The sequence below is a fragment of the Pseudomonas sp. CIP-10 genome, assembly GCF_020911845.1.
In the GTDB taxonomy this organism is placed as follows: Bacteria; Pseudomonadota; Gammaproteobacteria; order Pseudomonadales; family Pseudomonadaceae; genus Aquipseudomonas; species Aquipseudomonas alloputida.
This window is the reverse complement of sequence record NZ_CP087160.1, coordinates 63944-79872: the sequence shown is the minus strand read 5'-3', so window position 1 is coordinate 79872 and position 15929 is coordinate 63944. Positions and strand designations below refer to the sequence as shown.

Here is a 15929-nt window from a genome sequence, read left to right as displayed (position 1 = left end):
TTTTTTATTCTTGTCCCGATCCATCTTAGTGAGTAATTTCGTGGATGAAACACGAGATTTCGCGCAGCCGCTGTGCGTTTTAGCACAGTGGCAAGCCTGTACCGACCTTTTCGCGGGCTCGCCCGCACCTCAGGGATCACGTTACCTTCAGGGTGTTCACCGCACCTGTGGGGCATGCCCGTGAAGAGGCCGGAACGAACTGCCATAAAGGACAAGCATGTTCGACTGGAATGATCTGCGGTTTTTCCTCGAGTTGCAGCGCAGCGGCCGCCTGCTGACCGCCGCCAAGCGCCTGAACACTACCCACAGCACCGTGGCCCGGCATATCGAGAGCATCGAGCAGAGCCTGGGAACCGCGCTGTTCGTGCAGCATGCCCAGGGCTACGAGCTGACCCCCTCGGGCCAAGCCCTGCTCAAGCATGCCGAAGCCATGGAGAACGTCGCCTTGCTGGCACAGGAGGAAATCACCCAGGCCATCACCCCACTGGGCAAGATTCGCCTGGGGGTAACCGAAGGCATCGGCATCATGTTCTTCACCCCACGCATGAACGCGTTGTTCGAGCGCTACCCCGGCCTGGAGGTGGAACTGGTAGCGGTGCCGCGTTTCGTCAGCATCCTCAACCGCGAGGCAGAAATCAGCATCCATCTGGAGCGACCCAACGCCGATCTGCTGATCACCCGCAAACTCACCGACTACCGCTTGGCGCTGTACGCCAGCCAGGACTACCTGGACCGCGCACCGCCACTGCGCAACCGCGAAGACTTGGCCCGGCACAGCTGGATCGGCTACGTTGACGATTTGCTGTTCAGCCAGGAACTGCTGTTTCTCAACAGTTTCTGCCGAGCACCCAACGTGGTGTTTCGCAGCACCAGCGTGATCGCCCAGCAAGCCGCCGCCCGCGCCGGGCTGGGCATCGCCGTGCTGCCCAACTACATGGCCCGCCACGACCCGACACTGGTGCGCGTGCTGCCGGGAGAAACCATCCAGCGCAGCTACTGGATCTGCACCCGACGCGAGTTGCACAAGTCTGTGCGCCTGCGGGTGGTGTGGGACTACCTGCTGGCGTTGTGCGCGGCCGAACAAAGCGAGTTGCTAGCCGAGTAGTGCCTTGCCGGCCAACAACAGGGCAGCGGCCCAACCTGCCACGGCAAACATCTGCTGCAGACGCGGCCCGGCCAACCTGGCTGCCAAGGGTCGCGACAGCAGCAGGCCGAGCACCGCGCCGACGGCAAACGGGGCGCCAACCTGCCAGTGCATGACGCCCGCAAGGCTGGCGCTGACCACACTGCCGGTAGAGACCAAGGCAATCACCGCCAGCGAAGTGGAAACGATGCTGGCCATGCGCAGGTTGGTGTAGCGGTTCAGGGCAGGGATGATGACGAACCCCCCACCCACGCCGAGCAGGCCGGACAACAACCCGGACAAGGCACCCGTGAATGCCAATGCGCGCGCGCAGGGCAGGGTCCAGCGCAAACGCCCCTGCAACGGGTTCAGCACACACGGCTCGATAAAGCGATGAGCCTCATTGGCTTCGCCACGCAGTTCTTTGGCCGCCTTGCGCCAGATACGCAGGCAGGCATAAACCAGCACGCCGGCGAATACCAACTGCAACGGTGTATTCGGCAGGCGGTGCGCCAGCATCAGCCCGAACGGCGCTGCTGCCACACCAACCAACGCAATGAACAGCGCAGCCCGATAACGCACCAGCCCTTGGCGCAAGCCCAGCACTGCGCCAACCGCTGCAGCCAAACCTACAGCCAACAGGCCCACCGGTGCCGCTTCGACCATCGATAACCCCAGGCCGAACACCAGCAAGGGTACAGCGAGAATGCCACCGCCTGCTCCGGTCAGCGCCAGCACAGCGCCGATGATTGCGCCCAGGCCCGCCCCTAACAGTTGATGCTCGATCACTGCCCACCCTCGGCTACCAGCTGCGGGCGTGCCAACCACTCGCGCCCCTTGAGCATGCCTTGCCAGTACAACGGTGGCAGCGCCTGTGCCTTGAGCAGCCAGGCCAGGCGTGTCGGCTTGCGGCCATCGAGTAACCAGTTGGGGAAGCTCGGTGCCAGCTTGCCGCCATAGGTGAACTCGGCCAGGACAATCTTGCCGCGCTCGACGGTAAGCGGGCACGAGCCATAGCCGTCGTACTGGGCCAGGATCGCCAGCCTGCCCAGCGCCACCAGCACATTGTTGGCGACCACCGGTGCCTGCTTGCGGGCCGCAGCGGCGGTCTTGGCATTGCTGGTGTTAGCCACGTCACCCAGGGCATGAACGTTAGTGTATTTGCGATGGCGCAGGGTATGCGGATCGACGTCAACCCAGCCGGAGCTATCAGCCAAGGGGCTTTCGCGAATGAAGTCTGGCGCCACCTGTGGCGGTACCACGTGCAGCATGTCGAAGACCTCGATGCGCGTCTCGCTGCTGCCATCGGGCAAGGTACGCAAGAATGTAGCGCGCTTTCCCGGGCCGTCTACGGCAACCAACCTGTGAGAGAAGTTGAGATCGACGGCGTATTTTTCGATGTACTTCATCAGCGCGGGCACGTAGTCCGCGACACCGAACAGCACGGCACCCGCATTGTAGAAGCTGGCTTTCACCGCCCCCAAATGACCATGGCGCAGCCAGTGGTCACAAGACAGATACAGCGCCTTCTGTGGTGCACCGGCGCACTTGATCGGCATGGGCGGCTGGCTGAACAGCGCGCGTCCTTGCTTGAGCTTTTGCACCAGTTCCCAGGTATAGGGCGCCAGGTCGTAGCGATAGTTGGAGGTGACACCGTTGCGGCCCAGGGTCTCGCTGAGCCCATCGATGGCCGCCCAGTCCAGCTTGAGGCCGGGGCAGACGATCAGCTGTTCATAGCTGATGGCGCGAGCATCATCGAGGATGACCAACTGGCCCAACGGGTCGAATCCCTTTACCCGCGCCTTGACCCAGCGCACACCGCGAGGAATGGTCGACGCCATGGTGCGAGCAGTGCTGGGTGCCTTGAACACACCGGCACCGACCATGGTCCAGCCGGGTTGGTAGTAGTGCACTTCGGCAGGGTCGATCAAGACCACGTCCAACGATGGGTCGCGGCTGATCAGGCTGGAAGCAGTGGCGATACCGGCGGCACCGGCACCGACGATGACCACCTTGTGGTGGTCGGTATTGGCAGGGGACAACAAGGCAGGCATGGCGGCAAATCCTGGAAATCTGATTATGGGGGCAGGGCGGTTACAGCTTGTTCAGCGGGATCTTCAGATAGCTCACGCCGTTCGCCTCCGGAGGGGGTAGCTGGCCGCTACGCATGTTCACCTGCACCGAAGGCAGGATCAGTACGGGCATTTCGAGCGTCTTGTCACGGGCTTCGCGCATGGCAACGAAGCTGTCCTCATCGATACCCTGATGGATGTGAATGTTGTTGGCACGCTGCTCGGCGACAGTTGTGACGTACTGCATGTCGCGGCCACCCGGCAGGTAGTCGTGGCACATGAACAACCGAGTCTGGTCGGGAAACGCCAGCAGGCGACGGATTGAGCGGTACAAGGTGCGGGCATCGGCCCCGGGGAAGTCGCAGCGGGCGGTGCCGTAATCGGGCATAAACAAGGTGTCTCCAACGAACACCGCGATCTCGCCGGCATCTTCGATCATGAAACTCATGCACGCGGGTGTGTGCCCAGGCGTGTGCAACGCACGGGCCTGCAGGTTGCCAATACGGAAACCTTCCTCATCTTCGAGCAGCACATCGAACTGGCTGCCATCACGGGCGAAGCCGGGCTCTGCGTTGAACAAGGCGCCAAACACTTTCTGCACCTGGGTAATGTGCGCGCCAATTGCGGTATGGCCGCCCAGCTTTTCTTTCAGGTAGGCAGCCGCTGAAAGGTGGTCAGCGTGCACATGGGTTTCCAACACCCACCGCACGCTGGCATTCAGTTCATTCACACGCTCGACCAAGCGATCAGCCGAAGCGCTACAGGTGCGCCCGGACTTGGGGTCGTAATCCAGCACGCTGTCGATCAATGCGCATTGTCGGGTTTCACGGTCCATGACCAGGTAGCTGATGGTCGAGGTCGCCTCGTCGTAGAAGGCGTCCACGTGAAGGTTGTTGCCGATGATCATCACGTTCTCCAATTTATCCGCCCCGCCTTGTACAGGCGTAGGCAGTGACAGGAGCTTTATCAAGATGCATGCCAGGCTTTTTGCCACTCACTGGCCAGTAAAACCGGCCAGTTGCAGACCGCTGCGGGCAAAACTGGCAGCCAAGGTGGCAGTCGACTGACAGCCAATGGCAGTGTTTGGCAGTCCTTGTTACCCTGCGTCGGTCATCCATACGGTGCCGACATGCCTGAAGCCCATCCTCTCATCCTAGCTCTGGTTTCCTACCTCGAGCACGATGCCCTTCCGACCATCGTGTTGGACACCGACTACAACATCCTCGCCGCCAATGCGGCCTATCGCCGTCAGTTTGCCCGGCATGATCAGGCCCCACTGGGCGAGAAGTGCCACAGGGTTTCGCACCACTACGCTGTGCCGTGCGACCAGGCTGGCGAACATTGCCCGATGCGCAAGGCGTGGGACAGCAAGGTACCGGAGCGGGTATTGCACATTCATCACACACCACGCGGCCCGGAGCATGTGGATGTGGAGTTGCGGCCGATCCTGGATGAGCAGGGCAAGGTAGTTGCCTTTGTCGAACGCCTCACCACCATCACCCTCGCTTCGGCGCAGCCACAGGAGCAAGGGTTGGTCGGCCGCGCGCCAACCTTCAAGGCCGCGCTGGCCAGCCTGCAGCGTGCGGCACCGGCGCAGATCCCGGTGTTGCTGCAGGGGGAGTCGGGGACCGGCAAGGAGCTGTTCGCCCGTGCAGTGCACATGGGCAGCCCCAGGGCCAACGGCCCACTGGTGGTGGTCGACTGCACCGGCCTGACCGAGTCGTTGTTCGAGAGTGAACTGTTCGGCTATGAGAAGGGCGCGTTCACCGGGGCGAATCAGCGCAAGATCGGCTTGGCCGAGGCGGCGCATGGCGGCACCTTGTTCCTCGATGAAATTGGTGAAGTGCCGCTGGCGATGCAGGTGAAGTTGCTGCGCCTGATAGAGTCCGGGAGTTTCCGTCCCGTGGGCAGCCTGCGCACTGTGCATTCGGATTTCCGCCTGATATCGGCCACCCATAAACCACTTAAACAGATGGTCGCGGATGGCTCCTTCCGTGAAGACCTGTATTACCGCATCAGCGGCTTCCCGATTCGTCTGCCTGCATTGCGCGAACGGGTGGAAGATCTGCCGCTGCTCGCACAGAGCCTGCTGCAGCGCATGGCCGGCCAACCGACGCCCAGGCTGAGTGAAGACGCCTTGCAGCAACTAGCGTTGCATCCGTTTCCGGGCAATATCCGCGAACTGCGCAACATTCTGGAACGCGCGCGTTTGTTTGCCGATGACGGTGTGATCAGGCCAGAGCATTTACCGGAAGACACCGGGCTGGCTGGCGCGGCTAAAGGAAGCGGCCGTCGCAATGACCTGGGGGAGCTGGCGCAGGCGCTGGAGCAGTTCAAAGGCTCGCGCAGTGAACTGGCCAGTCATCTTGGCATGAGTGAACGCACGCTGTATCGCCGCTTGAAAGCGCTCGGGCTGAACTGAAAGAACGCCAGACTTTACCGGACCTTTACCTGCGCCCTGACATTGAAAGGGAAAAATCGTGGTCTGATCAGTTAACCGAACCTGGCAATCAATACTTGCCAGGCGATTACAGGCAGAGGACCGCATCAAATGAAGAAAACCCTAACCGTGATCTGCGCCGCGCTCATGCTCAGCACACCGCTGGCAAGCTTCGCGCAACCGGGCCCGCCTGATCGGCATGATGGCGGCCCATCGCACCAAGGCAACCCGCCACAGGGTCAACCACAGCACCAGGGCCGACATGACAATGGCCGCGGTCCTGCTTACCGTGATCCAAACTTCCGCCCACAACAAGGCATGCCGATACCTCATAAGCAGTGGCAGCGTGGTCATGCCGTTGATCCACACTACCGTGGTGACCGTTACTGGGTAACTGACTGGAAAGCGCGCCACCTGTATGCGCCACCTCGTGATCATCGTTGGCTGTATGTGAATGGCGACTATGTGCTGGTGGCCATTGCCAGCGGTGTGATCGTGAACATTCTCACCGGCTACTGATTGTTTGCAGACACTAAAAAGCCCGCATCAGCGGGCTTCTTAGTGTCTGGCGAATTACACCTGATGTAGGTTCACAAAATAGGTGATAGGCCAGACCCCGTGAAATTGGAATCTTCGCCATTTTTTTTGTGAAATGAAGGGGTGCTTTTCACAGAAAAGCCGAGAAATCCCTACTCACCAATCACAAAAGTTGATTGGCCTGGAAAGGGCCGTTTACGACCGACGCGTGACTTTTCGGTAAGGGATGAGGAGTAGTCGCAGCGATCCTTTAGCTCCTAGTCTGGCGACCTTGGGTTCAGAATCCGACTGGCAATGCCCGCCGTCACTACTTCAGAGGAACCAGCTTCCTCTGCTGCCAAAATTGCGGGGGGCTCATGCTGGTACCCAGGCCCGACAAATGCGCAGTTGCAGCCCTCAATTGCAAGGCTATCCAAAGCGGCACGCGTGTCAATCAAGATCTGATGCATGACGATGGCCGGCCTCACGGAGGTGAAACCGGAGATTCAGATTGACTAAACCGACCCCGTAGACACCAACCTCCACGAAGGCCGCTATCGACCCAGGCTGTGTGAAAACACCTGCGATTGTCTAACCTTCTGATCGTCGAGATCGTGGCGGGGACGATCATGAAGCGGTTCATTGAAGGTGAGGTCCGGACGCAAGTCACGCTGCTGCCGGAGTGCCTGGATGATTACATCACCGAAGAAAACCCAGTTCGGGTGGTCGACGTTTTCGTCGATGAACTCGACCTGGGAGCACTCGGCTTCGAGGGTGTCGATCCGGCTGCAACGGGGCGTCCGGCCTACCATCCAGCAGTCCTGCTGAAAATCTACATCTATGGCTACCTCAACCGGATTCAGTCCAGCCGCCGGCTTGAGCGCGAGACAGAGCGCAATGTCGAGCTGATGTGGCTAACGGGCCGGTTGGCTCCTGACTTCAAAACGATTGCCGACTTTCGCCGAGACAACGGTAAAGCCATTCGCAGCGTGTGCCGGCAATTCGTAGTGCTGTGCCGCAACCTCAATCTTTTCTCTCAGTCGATCATTGCCATCGACGGCAGCAAATTCAAAGCCGTAAATAACCGCGACCGCAACTTCACCCAGGGCAAGATCAAGGCGCGCATACAGCAGATCGAGCAGAGCATTGACCGCTATCTTGCGGCGATGGATTCGGCGGATCGGGCAGCGCCCGAGGTCGCCGAGGCCAAGGTTGAACGGCTGAGCGAAAAAATAGAGAAGCTGAAACAGCAAATGACGAAGCTCAAGGACATTGAAGCGCAGCTTCACGCCAGCCCAGATCAGCAAATCTCTCTTACCGATCCTGATGCACGCTCAATGGCCACGAGTGGCCGAGGTAGTGGCACGGTTGGCTATAACGTACAAACAGCAGTCGATGACAAACACCATCTGATCATTGCCCATGAAGTCACCAATGTTGGCAATGACCGAACGCAACTGAGCAATATGGCGAATCAGGCGCGCGAAGAGATCGGCGCTGAGTCGCTGACAGTCGTCGCCGACCGAGGCTATTACAAAGGTCCGGAGATCCTTGCTTGCGAGCAGGCCGGGATCACCACTTTTGTACCGAAGCCGCTGACATCAAGCAGCAAAGCGGAAGGCCGATTCGGCAAGCAGGACTTCATCTACATTGCTGCATCGGATGAATACCGATGCCCTGCGGATCAGCTACTGACTCGCCGGCATTCTTCGGTGGAAGACGGCATGTTGCTGCACTGCTACTGGTTCTCGGGCTGCCAAAGTTGCGCCATGCAGAAGCAGTGTACGACGGGTAAGGAACGCCGGTTAAAGCGCTGGGAGCATGAAACGGTAGTCGAAGCGGTGCAGATCCGATTGGAGCATGATCCAGGAAAGATGAAAGTTCGTCGGCAAACGGTGGAGCATCCCTTCGGAACGCTCAAATACTGGATGGGAAGCACTCACTTCCTGACCAAAACCCTACCGAGGGTAAGCACCGAAATGAGCCTTCACGTGCTGGCTTACAACCTCAAACGAATGATGAGCATCTTTGGCATCGCTGGACTGATTGAAGCGATCAGGACATGAGTCCAAGCGTTTCTTTACGTCCGTATACGGCTATCTGGGCCGCTGCCGAGACCCAGATAGCACAAGCCGCACCTGATACCCGACTGAAGTAAATCTGCACCTACATCTGCTGAATTAACAGGCTGCCCCAGCTTCTTTCGCTACTCGACGTACTTACTTGCGTTTTCACACAGCCTGGACCCAAAGCTGTCCTTCAAGAAAGGCAGCTAACGGCGAGAAGCGGTCATTTTGTATCTACAGGTTTCGGGGCGATTCACTCGTCTGATGCTCAGGAGCACCAGGATGGGCGTCAAGGAGGTGGTCATCTTGAGGTGGACTATGCTGACCAGTTGCTCTCAAATCTAATCGTGAGGTCCTCCATGGCAAACCCCAATCTGCTGGCTCTATTCAGAGATGAAGTCCTTCTGACCGGGCCTGAAAGCTCCCTTCCAAGCAACCTATCTCAGTTCTGGCTTGAGGAGCTCCAGAGTCATCTGGAGAGGTATTTCGACGGTTTGAACTCGGATTCAGATGCAGAAGAGAAGGATCTCGACATCTCTCTCCCACTCGCAGCGATCATCCACATCTTGTTCGCGAAGAATGGTGGGGAGGAGATATCCGAGAGCTCTGAAAAGCTGTACGAGTATTTCCAAGACTACCGGCTCGAACTGGCCCTTGAAGAGATCACGCGAAAGACTCATGTGGCTGCCGAGGCTGCAACCATTGAGACCATCTTCACCAACCGAGATGTCCTGGTGGAACAAGGCCCCCTTCTTCAATAGGTACCTCCACCGATGCCATCGCCGGCGGGCACGCTCCGAGGCATTGATGGAATGCATTTTGACGGCTGCCGAGATCAGCGAATGAAAGAAATTGCTGCGCCGATGTTCGATCTAATCGCTTTGTCGCTTCCACGAGGGTTGGGGTTTGGGGACAGCCCGCCAGTAGGGGCATGGCTTAGTGAGGACGGAATTTCTTGTGCCGCTCTAACCCGAAATATCCATTCCGGCAGCTTCGGAATTGTCACCTTGCGGCGTCGTGTCGATAGCGTGTGGGTGCTCCTCAGCCATAGTGAGCGCACCACTGGCGAGTCTGAAGCCCGCGCCTCAATCAGCCATTTTCTCTATACCCAAGCCCATCCGCTTCCACTCCCTTCAGGTGAACGACGACGTGCTCCTCTAAGCAGAATGGGTAAGCGCACACCAAGCGTGGTGTTCAAATCACTATTTGATCCAAGCCGCCGTATTGGGGCGTGGGCGCTGAATCAACTGTATCTCGCACTGCCATCCCCAGACAGAAATTGGGTTCCCGATTGCCAGACTGAGAATTTTCACACCCGCCTCTGGGAAGCCCACCTATTAGCGATTTTTCGTGAACAGGGACTCTTGGTCACCCAGCCTAAAGAATCACCCGATTTTCACATCGAGAATAGGCTGGGAGATGAGGCCTGGGTTGAAGCAGTGACAGCCAACCCGGAAGAGCGGTATGAGCATTTTGGCGCCTCGCCGGTCCCCCCACCCGCTGACCGACATGAGCGTTTCTTAGGAGCGGCTGCAGAAAGGTTTGCGAGGACCATCCAAAACAAATTGGACAAGCGTTACGAATCCCTACCGCACGTGGAGGGTAAGCCGCTCATTCTGGCCTTAGCCGATTTCCATGCGCCCAGTTCAATGCTGTGGAGCAGGGAGTCGCTCATCAGCTATCTCTATGGCTTTGCAGTTCACTCATCTGCGCATCGTGGTACGCACCTGATAACTGTGGAGGAAGAGACATCTCTGCTATCAGGGCGCCCCAACGGCCTATTTACGCTAATGGAAAATGCCCATCTTTCAGCGGTCATTTTCACCAATGCCTGCACAGTGCCAAAGCTCAGCCGAGTGCCGATCTCAGGTGGAGCTCATCTAGACGGGTACCGATACTTGCGGTTTGGTGAGTTTTTCGACCGTTCTCCGGGAGCATCACGAGGTATCCCATTTCTGTTGGATGTAGCGTCCAGCGACTACGGTCAGCTCTGGCCGCAATATGGCTACGAGCCGTGGTCTGCTGAAGTGGAGGTATTCCATAACCCTATGGCACTATACCCGGTGCCTAATGAGTTGATACCAGAAGTCACCCACTGGAGAGAAGTAAACGGAAGAGTCGAGTGCGAATCTTTCTTTGATGTATCCATACTCCGATCCAGAACACTCGTCCTCAGTGCAAACGCTAAGGTTCCGTCACTCGATGAGTTGCTGACAGCAGCCAGTCCTCCAGAGCTCTGACGGCGGCGGGGTGGCCGCATCGTTGCCACGCAGGTAGATGAGAATTTCTCAGCAAGCTACCCAGCCAGGGGAAGGACATGAGATCCCCTGCGCAATTCAGGACCGTTGAAGCGTCACCTCTCTTCGGGTAAAAGCATGACCGTCATACAACGCTACAACAGCGTCATACCCGAGAGCATAGGAAGAAAAATGTCGATCCAAGGACTAAAACGATACTTTGGAAACAAGATTCACGCAGTGATAATGATGGCCCCGCTTAAGCGGGAAATGATACGCCTCGGCATATGCACCCTTATGGCGATTATTCTGAATATCATCTTGTATACCGGCGTTGAAGTAGACGGCACCATCAAGCCGTGGGCAGAAACCCCGATAAAACTGTTTGCATCGTCGATGTTATTCGCCTTCATGATCAAGGCTTTTCTGCCAGTTCTCGGCTGGACGATACTGAAAGCAATGCTGTTGAGTGCGAACAATGCCTTCAGCGGCATACTGAGTTTTTTGGGCAATCAGTTCACAGGCGTCATGTACTGTACCGGAATTATTATGGGTTCTATCACGATTAAATTGTATATGGTTTCCGGGGTTTTAGACTCTGAGTTTGCTTATCTGTCCGCAATCGTATTTGCTTCCGGGGTTTTATATTTCTATGTGCTGCAATGCGCCATTCAAAAAACAATGAGTCCGGCCCTGCGTACACCAGCAGTACCGCGTTAAACCACTAGGCTGTGACTATTCATCTCTGGTGCTCAGTAGGCGCTCGCTCTGCTGAACCCTCACCCATACACAACCATTAATGGACTGGCCCGCCTTCGACTTTATGAAGAAGGCGAGCGAGCACGTGACTGATTGCGCATGTATTCCGAGATGAGACTTTCGAAATTGATGTCCGCCTCCTCAACGAGAATATTGACGTGACAGTACAGCTCTTCAGGACCTCTGAGATAATTGAAAATCCTTGATCTAACGATGCCGCAAACCCCTTCTTTGACCGCCGTAGAGGGGAGGTTGATAACATCGCCAACGCACGGGATAAGAGCTAGGCCATGGTCGCTGTTGAAGACAATGTCAGCTGGACAGGCATCAATGCTGGCATCGGATTGTCCTTGCGAAACCTGCTGATAATCAATGCTATACCTCATGTACAGCCTACCTCATTTGTTGAGTGAGGAATCAGCGCCGCGGATCGTAAACAGAAACCTCAAGTTCGCAAGCGACGGGAGCATGTAGCGGATTTTCGGTACTAGAGAGCTTGGCAACTATCGTTTTTCAAGCACATACCCTACGCCCCGAAGCGTATGTATCAGTTTGGTCTCGAAAGGGTCATCTATCTTGGCTCTGAGTCTTCGAATCGACACCTCTACAACGTTTGTGTCGCAGTCAAAATTCATATCCCAAACCTGCGAAATAATTTGGGTGCGGCTCAGCACCACACCGGTATTACGCATCAGGTAATGCAGTAACGCGAATTCTTTCGTGGTCAGGTCAATGCGCTGACCGTCCCTGAATGCCCTGTGCCGGCTCTGATCAAGCTCCAGGTCAGCGACGCGAATGACCTCTACGGATGCAGGGTGATCTGACCTGCGCATCAAGGCGCGAACCCGGGCCAGCAGCTCAGGGAACTCAAATGGCTTGATCAGGTAGTCATCTGCTCCGTTCTCCAGCCCCCGGACCTTATCCGCCAGCCGGCTTCTCGCCGTCAGCATCATGATACGGGAAGGGCAGTTTTTACGACGCAACAACTCAAGGACCTGCCAACCGTCCATCTCTGGCAGATTTATATCCAGGATAATCAGCTCATATTCGTGCTGCTTAGCCAAGAATAATCCATCTGACCCGGTGTGGACGCAATCTACGACATAGCCACATTCCGTCAGACCTTGACGCACATACTCCGCAGTTTTTACTTCATCCTCAATTACCAGAATTCGCATGGGATTTTGTCTCGATATCACTGAGCAATTAACCGCGCACGCGCGCCGGCATTATTGAAAGGGATGGTAAATCAAAATGAGCGTGCCGGGGCTCAAATGACGGATTTGTAATTTCTAGGTAATACAGTTGATAGTCTGGCGGTATATCTTGTCGCGGTTTGGGTTTGACAGTTGCGGGCCCTCTCTCCAGCAGGTGATTTGACCTTATGAAGTATTGGGTTATTTTCTTCTTTGTGCTGGCTTCGTTCCGCTCAGATGACGGCGAGGTCGCTCACATTGAAGAGACTGGTCATTGGTGTAGTCATGAACTTCACCGGCATGCGATGCGTACAATCGAACGCCTACTTGAATTTTAGGCAAAAAAAGGCGCCCAATGGGCGCCAAATATCCACCTTTTACCAAAGGAGCACTTAAGCCACTCAAGGTGAATTCGTAATGCTCGTTTTACTAATAGGACCAGTTAATGAATAACTGGTCCAGTTAGCGAATTACAGAATCGAAAGCGGGTACTCAATGATCACACGGGTTTCATCCAGATCCGATTCGAATGCAGTGGCACGTGTGGTTGCCTGGCGCAACCGGAAGGACAGATCTTTTGCTGGACCGGTTTGGACAACGTATTTGACTTCGACGTCACGCTCCCAACGCTTCTGATTGTCGAGCGGGTTGCCGTTGTCATCAGTGCGCATGTAGAACTGGTTAGCGTTCGAGTAATCCGCGCCCGAGCCTCTGGCGTAGCGGGTCATGAACGTCAGGCCTGGAATGCCGTAGCTGGTGAAGTTCAGGTCATAGCGCAGCATCCAGGAACGCTCTTTCGGCGAGTTGAAGTCGCTGTACTGGATGGAGTTGTCGACGAAAATCGAGTCCGACTGACGCAGGTAGTCAAAATCGTCGTCGCCGTTGTTGCGCTGGTGCGACAGGGCTAGGGTATGGGCACCGTAACGCACGCCGACCTTGGCACTCCAGATGTTGTTGTCGAATTCACCCAGGCGCTTCTTACCTTCATCTACGGCTTTGTAGTAGTTGAAGCCACCGATCAGCGCCAGATCGTCGCTCAGCGGGTAAACCACGCTGGTGCCGGCGTAGTACTGATTCCAGACGTCTTTCAGCTGGCTGGCGTAGACGCTCACAGTCCAGTTGTCGTTGATCGAGTAGTCACCGCCACCGTAACCGATCCATGGCGAGTTGACCGGGCCGCCGTAGAACGTCACGAAGTTGTCGTTCAGGTTGCTTGAGACCGGCTGGCTCATCGCATGCAGACGACCACCCTGCAGGGTGAGGCCTTGGATGCTGGTGTTCTCAACGGTCACGCCGCGGAAGCTTTCTGGCAGCAGGCGAGAGTCGCCGGATGCAACGACCGGAGTCGATGGGAAAACATCACCTACTTTCACGATGGTATCGAACAAGCGGACTTTGGCTGCGCCGCCGACCTTGGTGTATTCGTCGCGAGCTTCGCCCTTGTTATCAACGGGTAGCACGTCGAAGGAGCTACGGCCGCCGTTGCGCCCATCACCGGTGTCGAGCTTGAGGCCGATCATGGCGAAGGCATCAACGCCAAAGCCAACGGTTCCCTGGGTAAACCCAGAGTTGAATTTGCTGATGATCGCGTGCGCCCAGGCTTCGGAGTAGCCGTTGGTGTTGCCCTTGCCACTGTTATAAGTGGGGGCAGTGCTGTCGCGGTTATCACGGTTGAAGTAGAAGTTACGGTTCAGCACTGTAAGGCTGCTGCCTTCAATGAAGCCTTCTGGCTTGTCTTCTGCCTGTGCCGAAATAGCATAGCTTCCAGACAGCGCAGAAACTGCCGCCAAATACAGTGGTACTTTGATTTTCATCCGATGCTCCTTTGATTCACGGCAGTTTTTATTATGTTTACCGGCGCGGGTGTCGTTAATTGTTCTGACCAGGCGGCGCGCCTAGCGTAGCGCGAGCTCATATTTGCAGGCCGAAGATAACGGGGGGGTGATAGGAAAATTACAATTTCGTCATCTACCTGTTGTTCGGGCCTTCGCACCGCGTGTTTGCCATCTCCGTTGCTTGTAACGAAATCATCGTGTCGGGTTTGGTTTCCCAGTATTTTCGGGCATTACAGGACATTCTTACGGAATTGTAATTTTCTAGCCACCCCTCTGATAGCTACCGCTCATTAGAGTGCCATCACCTAATCAAGTGGGGCTTGGCAGCTGTTTCGGCGTTCTCGCCAAGCTTTATCGAAGTTTGTGCACGAGGACCATCAAAGTGCCCCGGTATAACCGCAATGTCTTACCCAAGACCCCCGTCTCGCCCTGGAAGATCGCTGCACTCTGTGCAGTCATCTCTGGGTTGATGGCGCCTGCAGCCCTTGCCCAAAGCATCAGCTTGCCCCAGGCGCTTTCGACGGCCATGGATGCCAACCCAGACCTGGCCGCGGCCAGGCAAGAAATTGGGATCGCTGATGGTGCTCGCAAGCAGGCCGGGCTTATCCCCAACCCCACAATCTCGTATGACGTGGAAGACACCCGTCGTAACACCAGCCAGACGACTGTCTCTCTCAGCCAGACCCTTGAGCTGGGCGGTAAGCGGGGGGCTCGTGTTGACGTCGCCACATACGGGCAGACCGCCGCACAGCTTGAGTTAGACCGTCGCGTTAACGGCCTGCGTGCAGATGTCGTCCAAGCCTTTTACGCCGCGTTGCGGGCCCAGACAGGTCTCGACCTGGCCAAGCAATCTCTCGAACTGACTGAGCGCGGTCTTCGCATCGTCGATGGCCGTGTTCGCGCAGGTAAGTCGTCCCCAGTGGAGGCGACCCGCGCTCAAGTGCAACTGGCCGAAGCCCAGCTGCAAGTTCGACGTGCAGAAACGGAAAAAGCGACCGCTTACCAACAGCTCGCTCAAATTACCGGGAGCTCAGTCACCGTGTTTGATCGACTCGAATCGCCAACCCTCTCCCCGGGCTTGCCACCTCGCACTGAAGATCTGCTGGCTAAGCTCGACCAAACAGCAGAAATGCGTCAGGCCGTGGTGCAGATAGACAAGAGCGATGCCTCGCTCGGCTCAGAGAAAGCTCAGCGTATCCCGAACCTTACTGTCAGTGTAGGTAGCCAGTACGACCGCTCTGTGCGCGAGCGGGTCAACACTGTGGGCCTGTCTATGCCTTTGCCGCTGTTCGATCGTAACCAGGGCAACATTCTTTCCGCTTCTCGTCGTGCAGATCAGGCCCGGGACCAGCGCAATGCTGTTGAGCTGCGCCTGCGCACCGAAACCCAAACCGCGTTGAACCAATGGTCCACCGCCATGCAGGAGGTCGAGTCCTACGACAAGACCATTCTGCCTTCAGCCCAACAAGCCGTAGAGACCGCAACCCGCGGCTTCGAGATGGGCAAATTCGGTTTCATCGAAGTGCTGGATGCCCAGCGCACCTTGATCGTCGCTCGTGGCCAATACCTCGAATCGTTGGCAGCGGCGACCAATGCGCGTGCGCAGGTGGAAAGGGTTTATGGCGAAGTCGGCTCAACCGCCGGCACTCGCTGAACGGGCCAAACATTTTCTTCGGCACACAGCC

The 15929-nt window shown here is 56.8% G+C and carries 14 protein-coding genes; 8 read left to right on the top strand and 6 right to left on the bottom strand.

The window, feature by feature from the left end; translation table 11 throughout:
• Positions 1-217 precede the first annotated feature (217 nt).
• Positions 218-1105 carry a LysR family transcriptional regulator gene (locus tag LMH93_RS00370; RefSeq protein WP_003253138.1) on the top strand — a complete coding sequence of 296 codons (888 nt, stop codon included), beginning with the start codon at positions 218-220 and terminating at the stop codon, positions 1103-1105.
• Here the strand turns inward: LMH93_RS00370 and LMH93_RS00365 are convergent.
• Genes LMH93_RS00365 through LMH93_RS00355 form a run of 3 tightly spaced genes read right to left on the bottom strand, consistent with a single transcriptional unit; the run spans position 1094 to position 4102 of the window.
• The gene (locus tag LMH93_RS00365; RefSeq protein WP_004575176.1) at positions 1094-1912 is read right to left on the bottom strand and encodes a sulfite exporter TauE/SafE family protein; all 819 of its coding nucleotides are present in this window, start codon (positions 1910-1912) and stop codon (positions 1094-1096) included. The two genes, LMH93_RS00370 and LMH93_RS00365, sit on opposite strands and share 12 nt — an antisense overlap.
• Positions 1909-3177: an NAD(P)/FAD-dependent oxidoreductase gene (locus tag LMH93_RS00360; RefSeq protein WP_185279853.1), complete on the bottom strand. Its 1269-nt coding sequence runs from the start codon at positions 3175-3177 to the stop codon at positions 1909-1911. Before LMH93_RS00360 ends, LMH93_RS00365 begins: the two co-directional genes overlap by 4 nt.
• 40 nt (positions 3178-3217) lie before the next feature.
• Positions 3218-4102 (bottom strand): MBL fold metallo-hydrolase, encoded by an 885-nt coding sequence (locus tag LMH93_RS00355; protein ID WP_185279852.1) that lies wholly within the window; start codon positions 4100-4102, stop codon positions 3218-3220.
• 222 nt (positions 4103-4324) lie between these two features.
• Here LMH93_RS00355 and LMH93_RS00350 point away from each other — a divergent pair, with 222 nt between their 5' ends.
• The 6 genes from LMH93_RS00350 to LMH93_RS00325 all read left to right on the top strand — a co-directional run bounded on the left by LMH93_RS00350 (position 4325) and on the right by LMH93_RS00325 (position 11174).
• Positions 4325-5617: a sigma-54 interaction domain-containing protein gene (locus tag LMH93_RS00350; protein WP_185279851.1), complete on the top strand. Its 1293-nt coding sequence runs from the start codon at positions 4325-4327 to the stop codon at positions 5615-5617.
• Between the two features lie 129 nt (positions 5618-5746).
• On the top strand, positions 5747-6154 hold the full coding sequence (locus LMH93_RS00345; protein WP_003253149.1) for an RcnB family protein: 408 nt from the start codon (positions 5747-5749) through the stop codon (positions 6152-6154).
• Between the two features lie 626 nt (positions 6155-6780).
• Positions 6781-8217: an IS1182 family transposase gene (locus LMH93_RS00340; protein ID WP_028697700.1), complete on the top strand. Its 1437-nt coding sequence runs from the start codon at positions 6781-6783 to the stop codon at positions 8215-8217.
• A 359-nt stretch (positions 8218-8576) separates the two neighbouring features.
• Entirely contained in the window at positions 8577-8978 is a 402-nt protein-coding gene (locus LMH93_RS00335; protein ID WP_012269857.1) for a hypothetical protein, read from the top strand.
• Between the two features lie 81 nt (positions 8979-9059).
• Positions 9060-10457 (top strand): hypothetical protein, encoded by a 1398-nt coding sequence (locus LMH93_RS00330; protein ID WP_224765890.1) that lies wholly within the window; start codon positions 9060-9062, stop codon positions 10455-10457.
• A gap of 189 nt (positions 10458-10646) precedes the next feature.
• Positions 10647-11174, top strand: a complete 528-nt coding sequence (locus LMH93_RS00325; RefSeq protein WP_012269855.1) for a hypothetical protein — start codon at positions 10647-10649, stop codon at positions 11172-11174.
• A gap of 101 nt (positions 11175-11275) precedes the next feature.
• On the opposite strand, the gene LMH93_RS00320 is transcribed toward LMH93_RS00325, so the two are convergent.
• The 3 genes from LMH93_RS00320 to LMH93_RS00310 form a co-directional block, all read right to left on the bottom strand.
• Positions 11276-11599, bottom strand: coding sequence for a hypothetical protein (locus LMH93_RS00320; protein WP_010951457.1), 324 nt, complete (start codon positions 11597-11599; stop codon positions 11276-11278).
• A 117-nt stretch (positions 11600-11716) separates the two neighbouring features.
• Positions 11717-12391 carry a heavy metal response regulator transcription factor gene (locus tag LMH93_RS00315; protein WP_003253420.1) on the bottom strand — a complete coding sequence of 225 codons (675 nt, stop codon included), beginning with the start codon at positions 12389-12391 and terminating at the stop codon, positions 11717-11719.
• 488 nt (positions 12392-12879) lie between these two features.
• Positions 12880-14223 carry an OprD family porin gene (locus LMH93_RS00310; RefSeq protein WP_003253422.1) on the bottom strand — a complete coding sequence of 448 codons (1344 nt, stop codon included), beginning with the start codon at positions 14221-14223 and terminating at the stop codon, positions 12880-12882.
• A 403-nt stretch (positions 14224-14626) separates the two neighbouring features.
• On the opposite strand from LMH93_RS00310, the gene LMH93_RS00305 reads away from it, so the two are divergent.
• Positions 14627-15898 carry a TolC family protein gene (locus LMH93_RS00305; protein WP_010951456.1) on the top strand — a complete coding sequence of 424 codons (1272 nt, stop codon included), beginning with the start codon at positions 14627-14629 and terminating at the stop codon, positions 15896-15898.
• The last annotated feature ends 31 nt before the right edge of the window (positions 15899-15929 follow it).

Bases quoted from the DNA above. Each gene is read 5' to 3' on its own strand.
- LMH93_RS00370 (WP_003253138.1), top strand. From the start codon at position 218: ATGTTCGACTGGAATGATCTGCGGTTTTTCCTCGAGTTGCAGCGCAGC.
- LMH93_RS00360 (WP_185279853.1), bottom strand. From the start codon at position 3,177: ATGCCTGCCTTGTTGTCCCCTGCCAATACCGACCACCACAAGGTGGTC.
- LMH93_RS00355 (WP_185279852.1), bottom strand. From the start codon at position 4,102: ATGATCATCGGCAACAACCTTCACGTGGACGCCTTCTACGACGAGGCG.
- LMH93_RS00350 (WP_185279851.1), top strand. From the start codon at position 4,325: ATGCCTGAAGCCCATCCTCTCATCCTAGCTCTGGTTTCCTACCTCGAG.
- LMH93_RS00345 (WP_003253149.1), top strand. From the start codon at position 5,747: ATGAAGAAAACCCTAACCGTGATCTGCGCCGCGCTCATGCTCAGCACA.
- LMH93_RS00340 (WP_028697700.1), top strand. From the start codon at position 6,781: ATGAAGCGGTTCATTGAAGGTGAGGTCCGGACGCAAGTCACGCTGCTG.
- LMH93_RS00335 (WP_012269857.1), top strand. From the start codon at position 8,577: ATGGCAAACCCCAATCTGCTGGCTCTATTCAGAGATGAAGTCCTTCTG.
- LMH93_RS00330 (WP_224765890.1), top strand. From the start codon at position 9,060: ATGAAAGAAATTGCTGCGCCGATGTTCGATCTAATCGCTTTGTCGCTT.
- LMH93_RS00325 (WP_012269855.1), top strand. From the start codon at position 10,647: ATGTCGATCCAAGGACTAAAACGATACTTTGGAAACAAGATTCACGCA.
- LMH93_RS00320 (WP_010951457.1), bottom strand. From the start codon at position 11,599: ATGAGGTATAGCATTGATTATCAGCAGGTTTCGCAAGGACAATCCGAT.
- LMH93_RS00315 (WP_003253420.1), bottom strand. From the start codon at position 12,391: ATGCGAATTCTGGTAATTGAGGATGAAGTAAAAACTGCGGAGTATGTG.
- LMH93_RS00310 (WP_003253422.1), bottom strand. From the start codon at position 14,223: ATGAAAATCAAAGTACCACTGTATTTGGCGGCAGTTTCTGCGCTGTCT.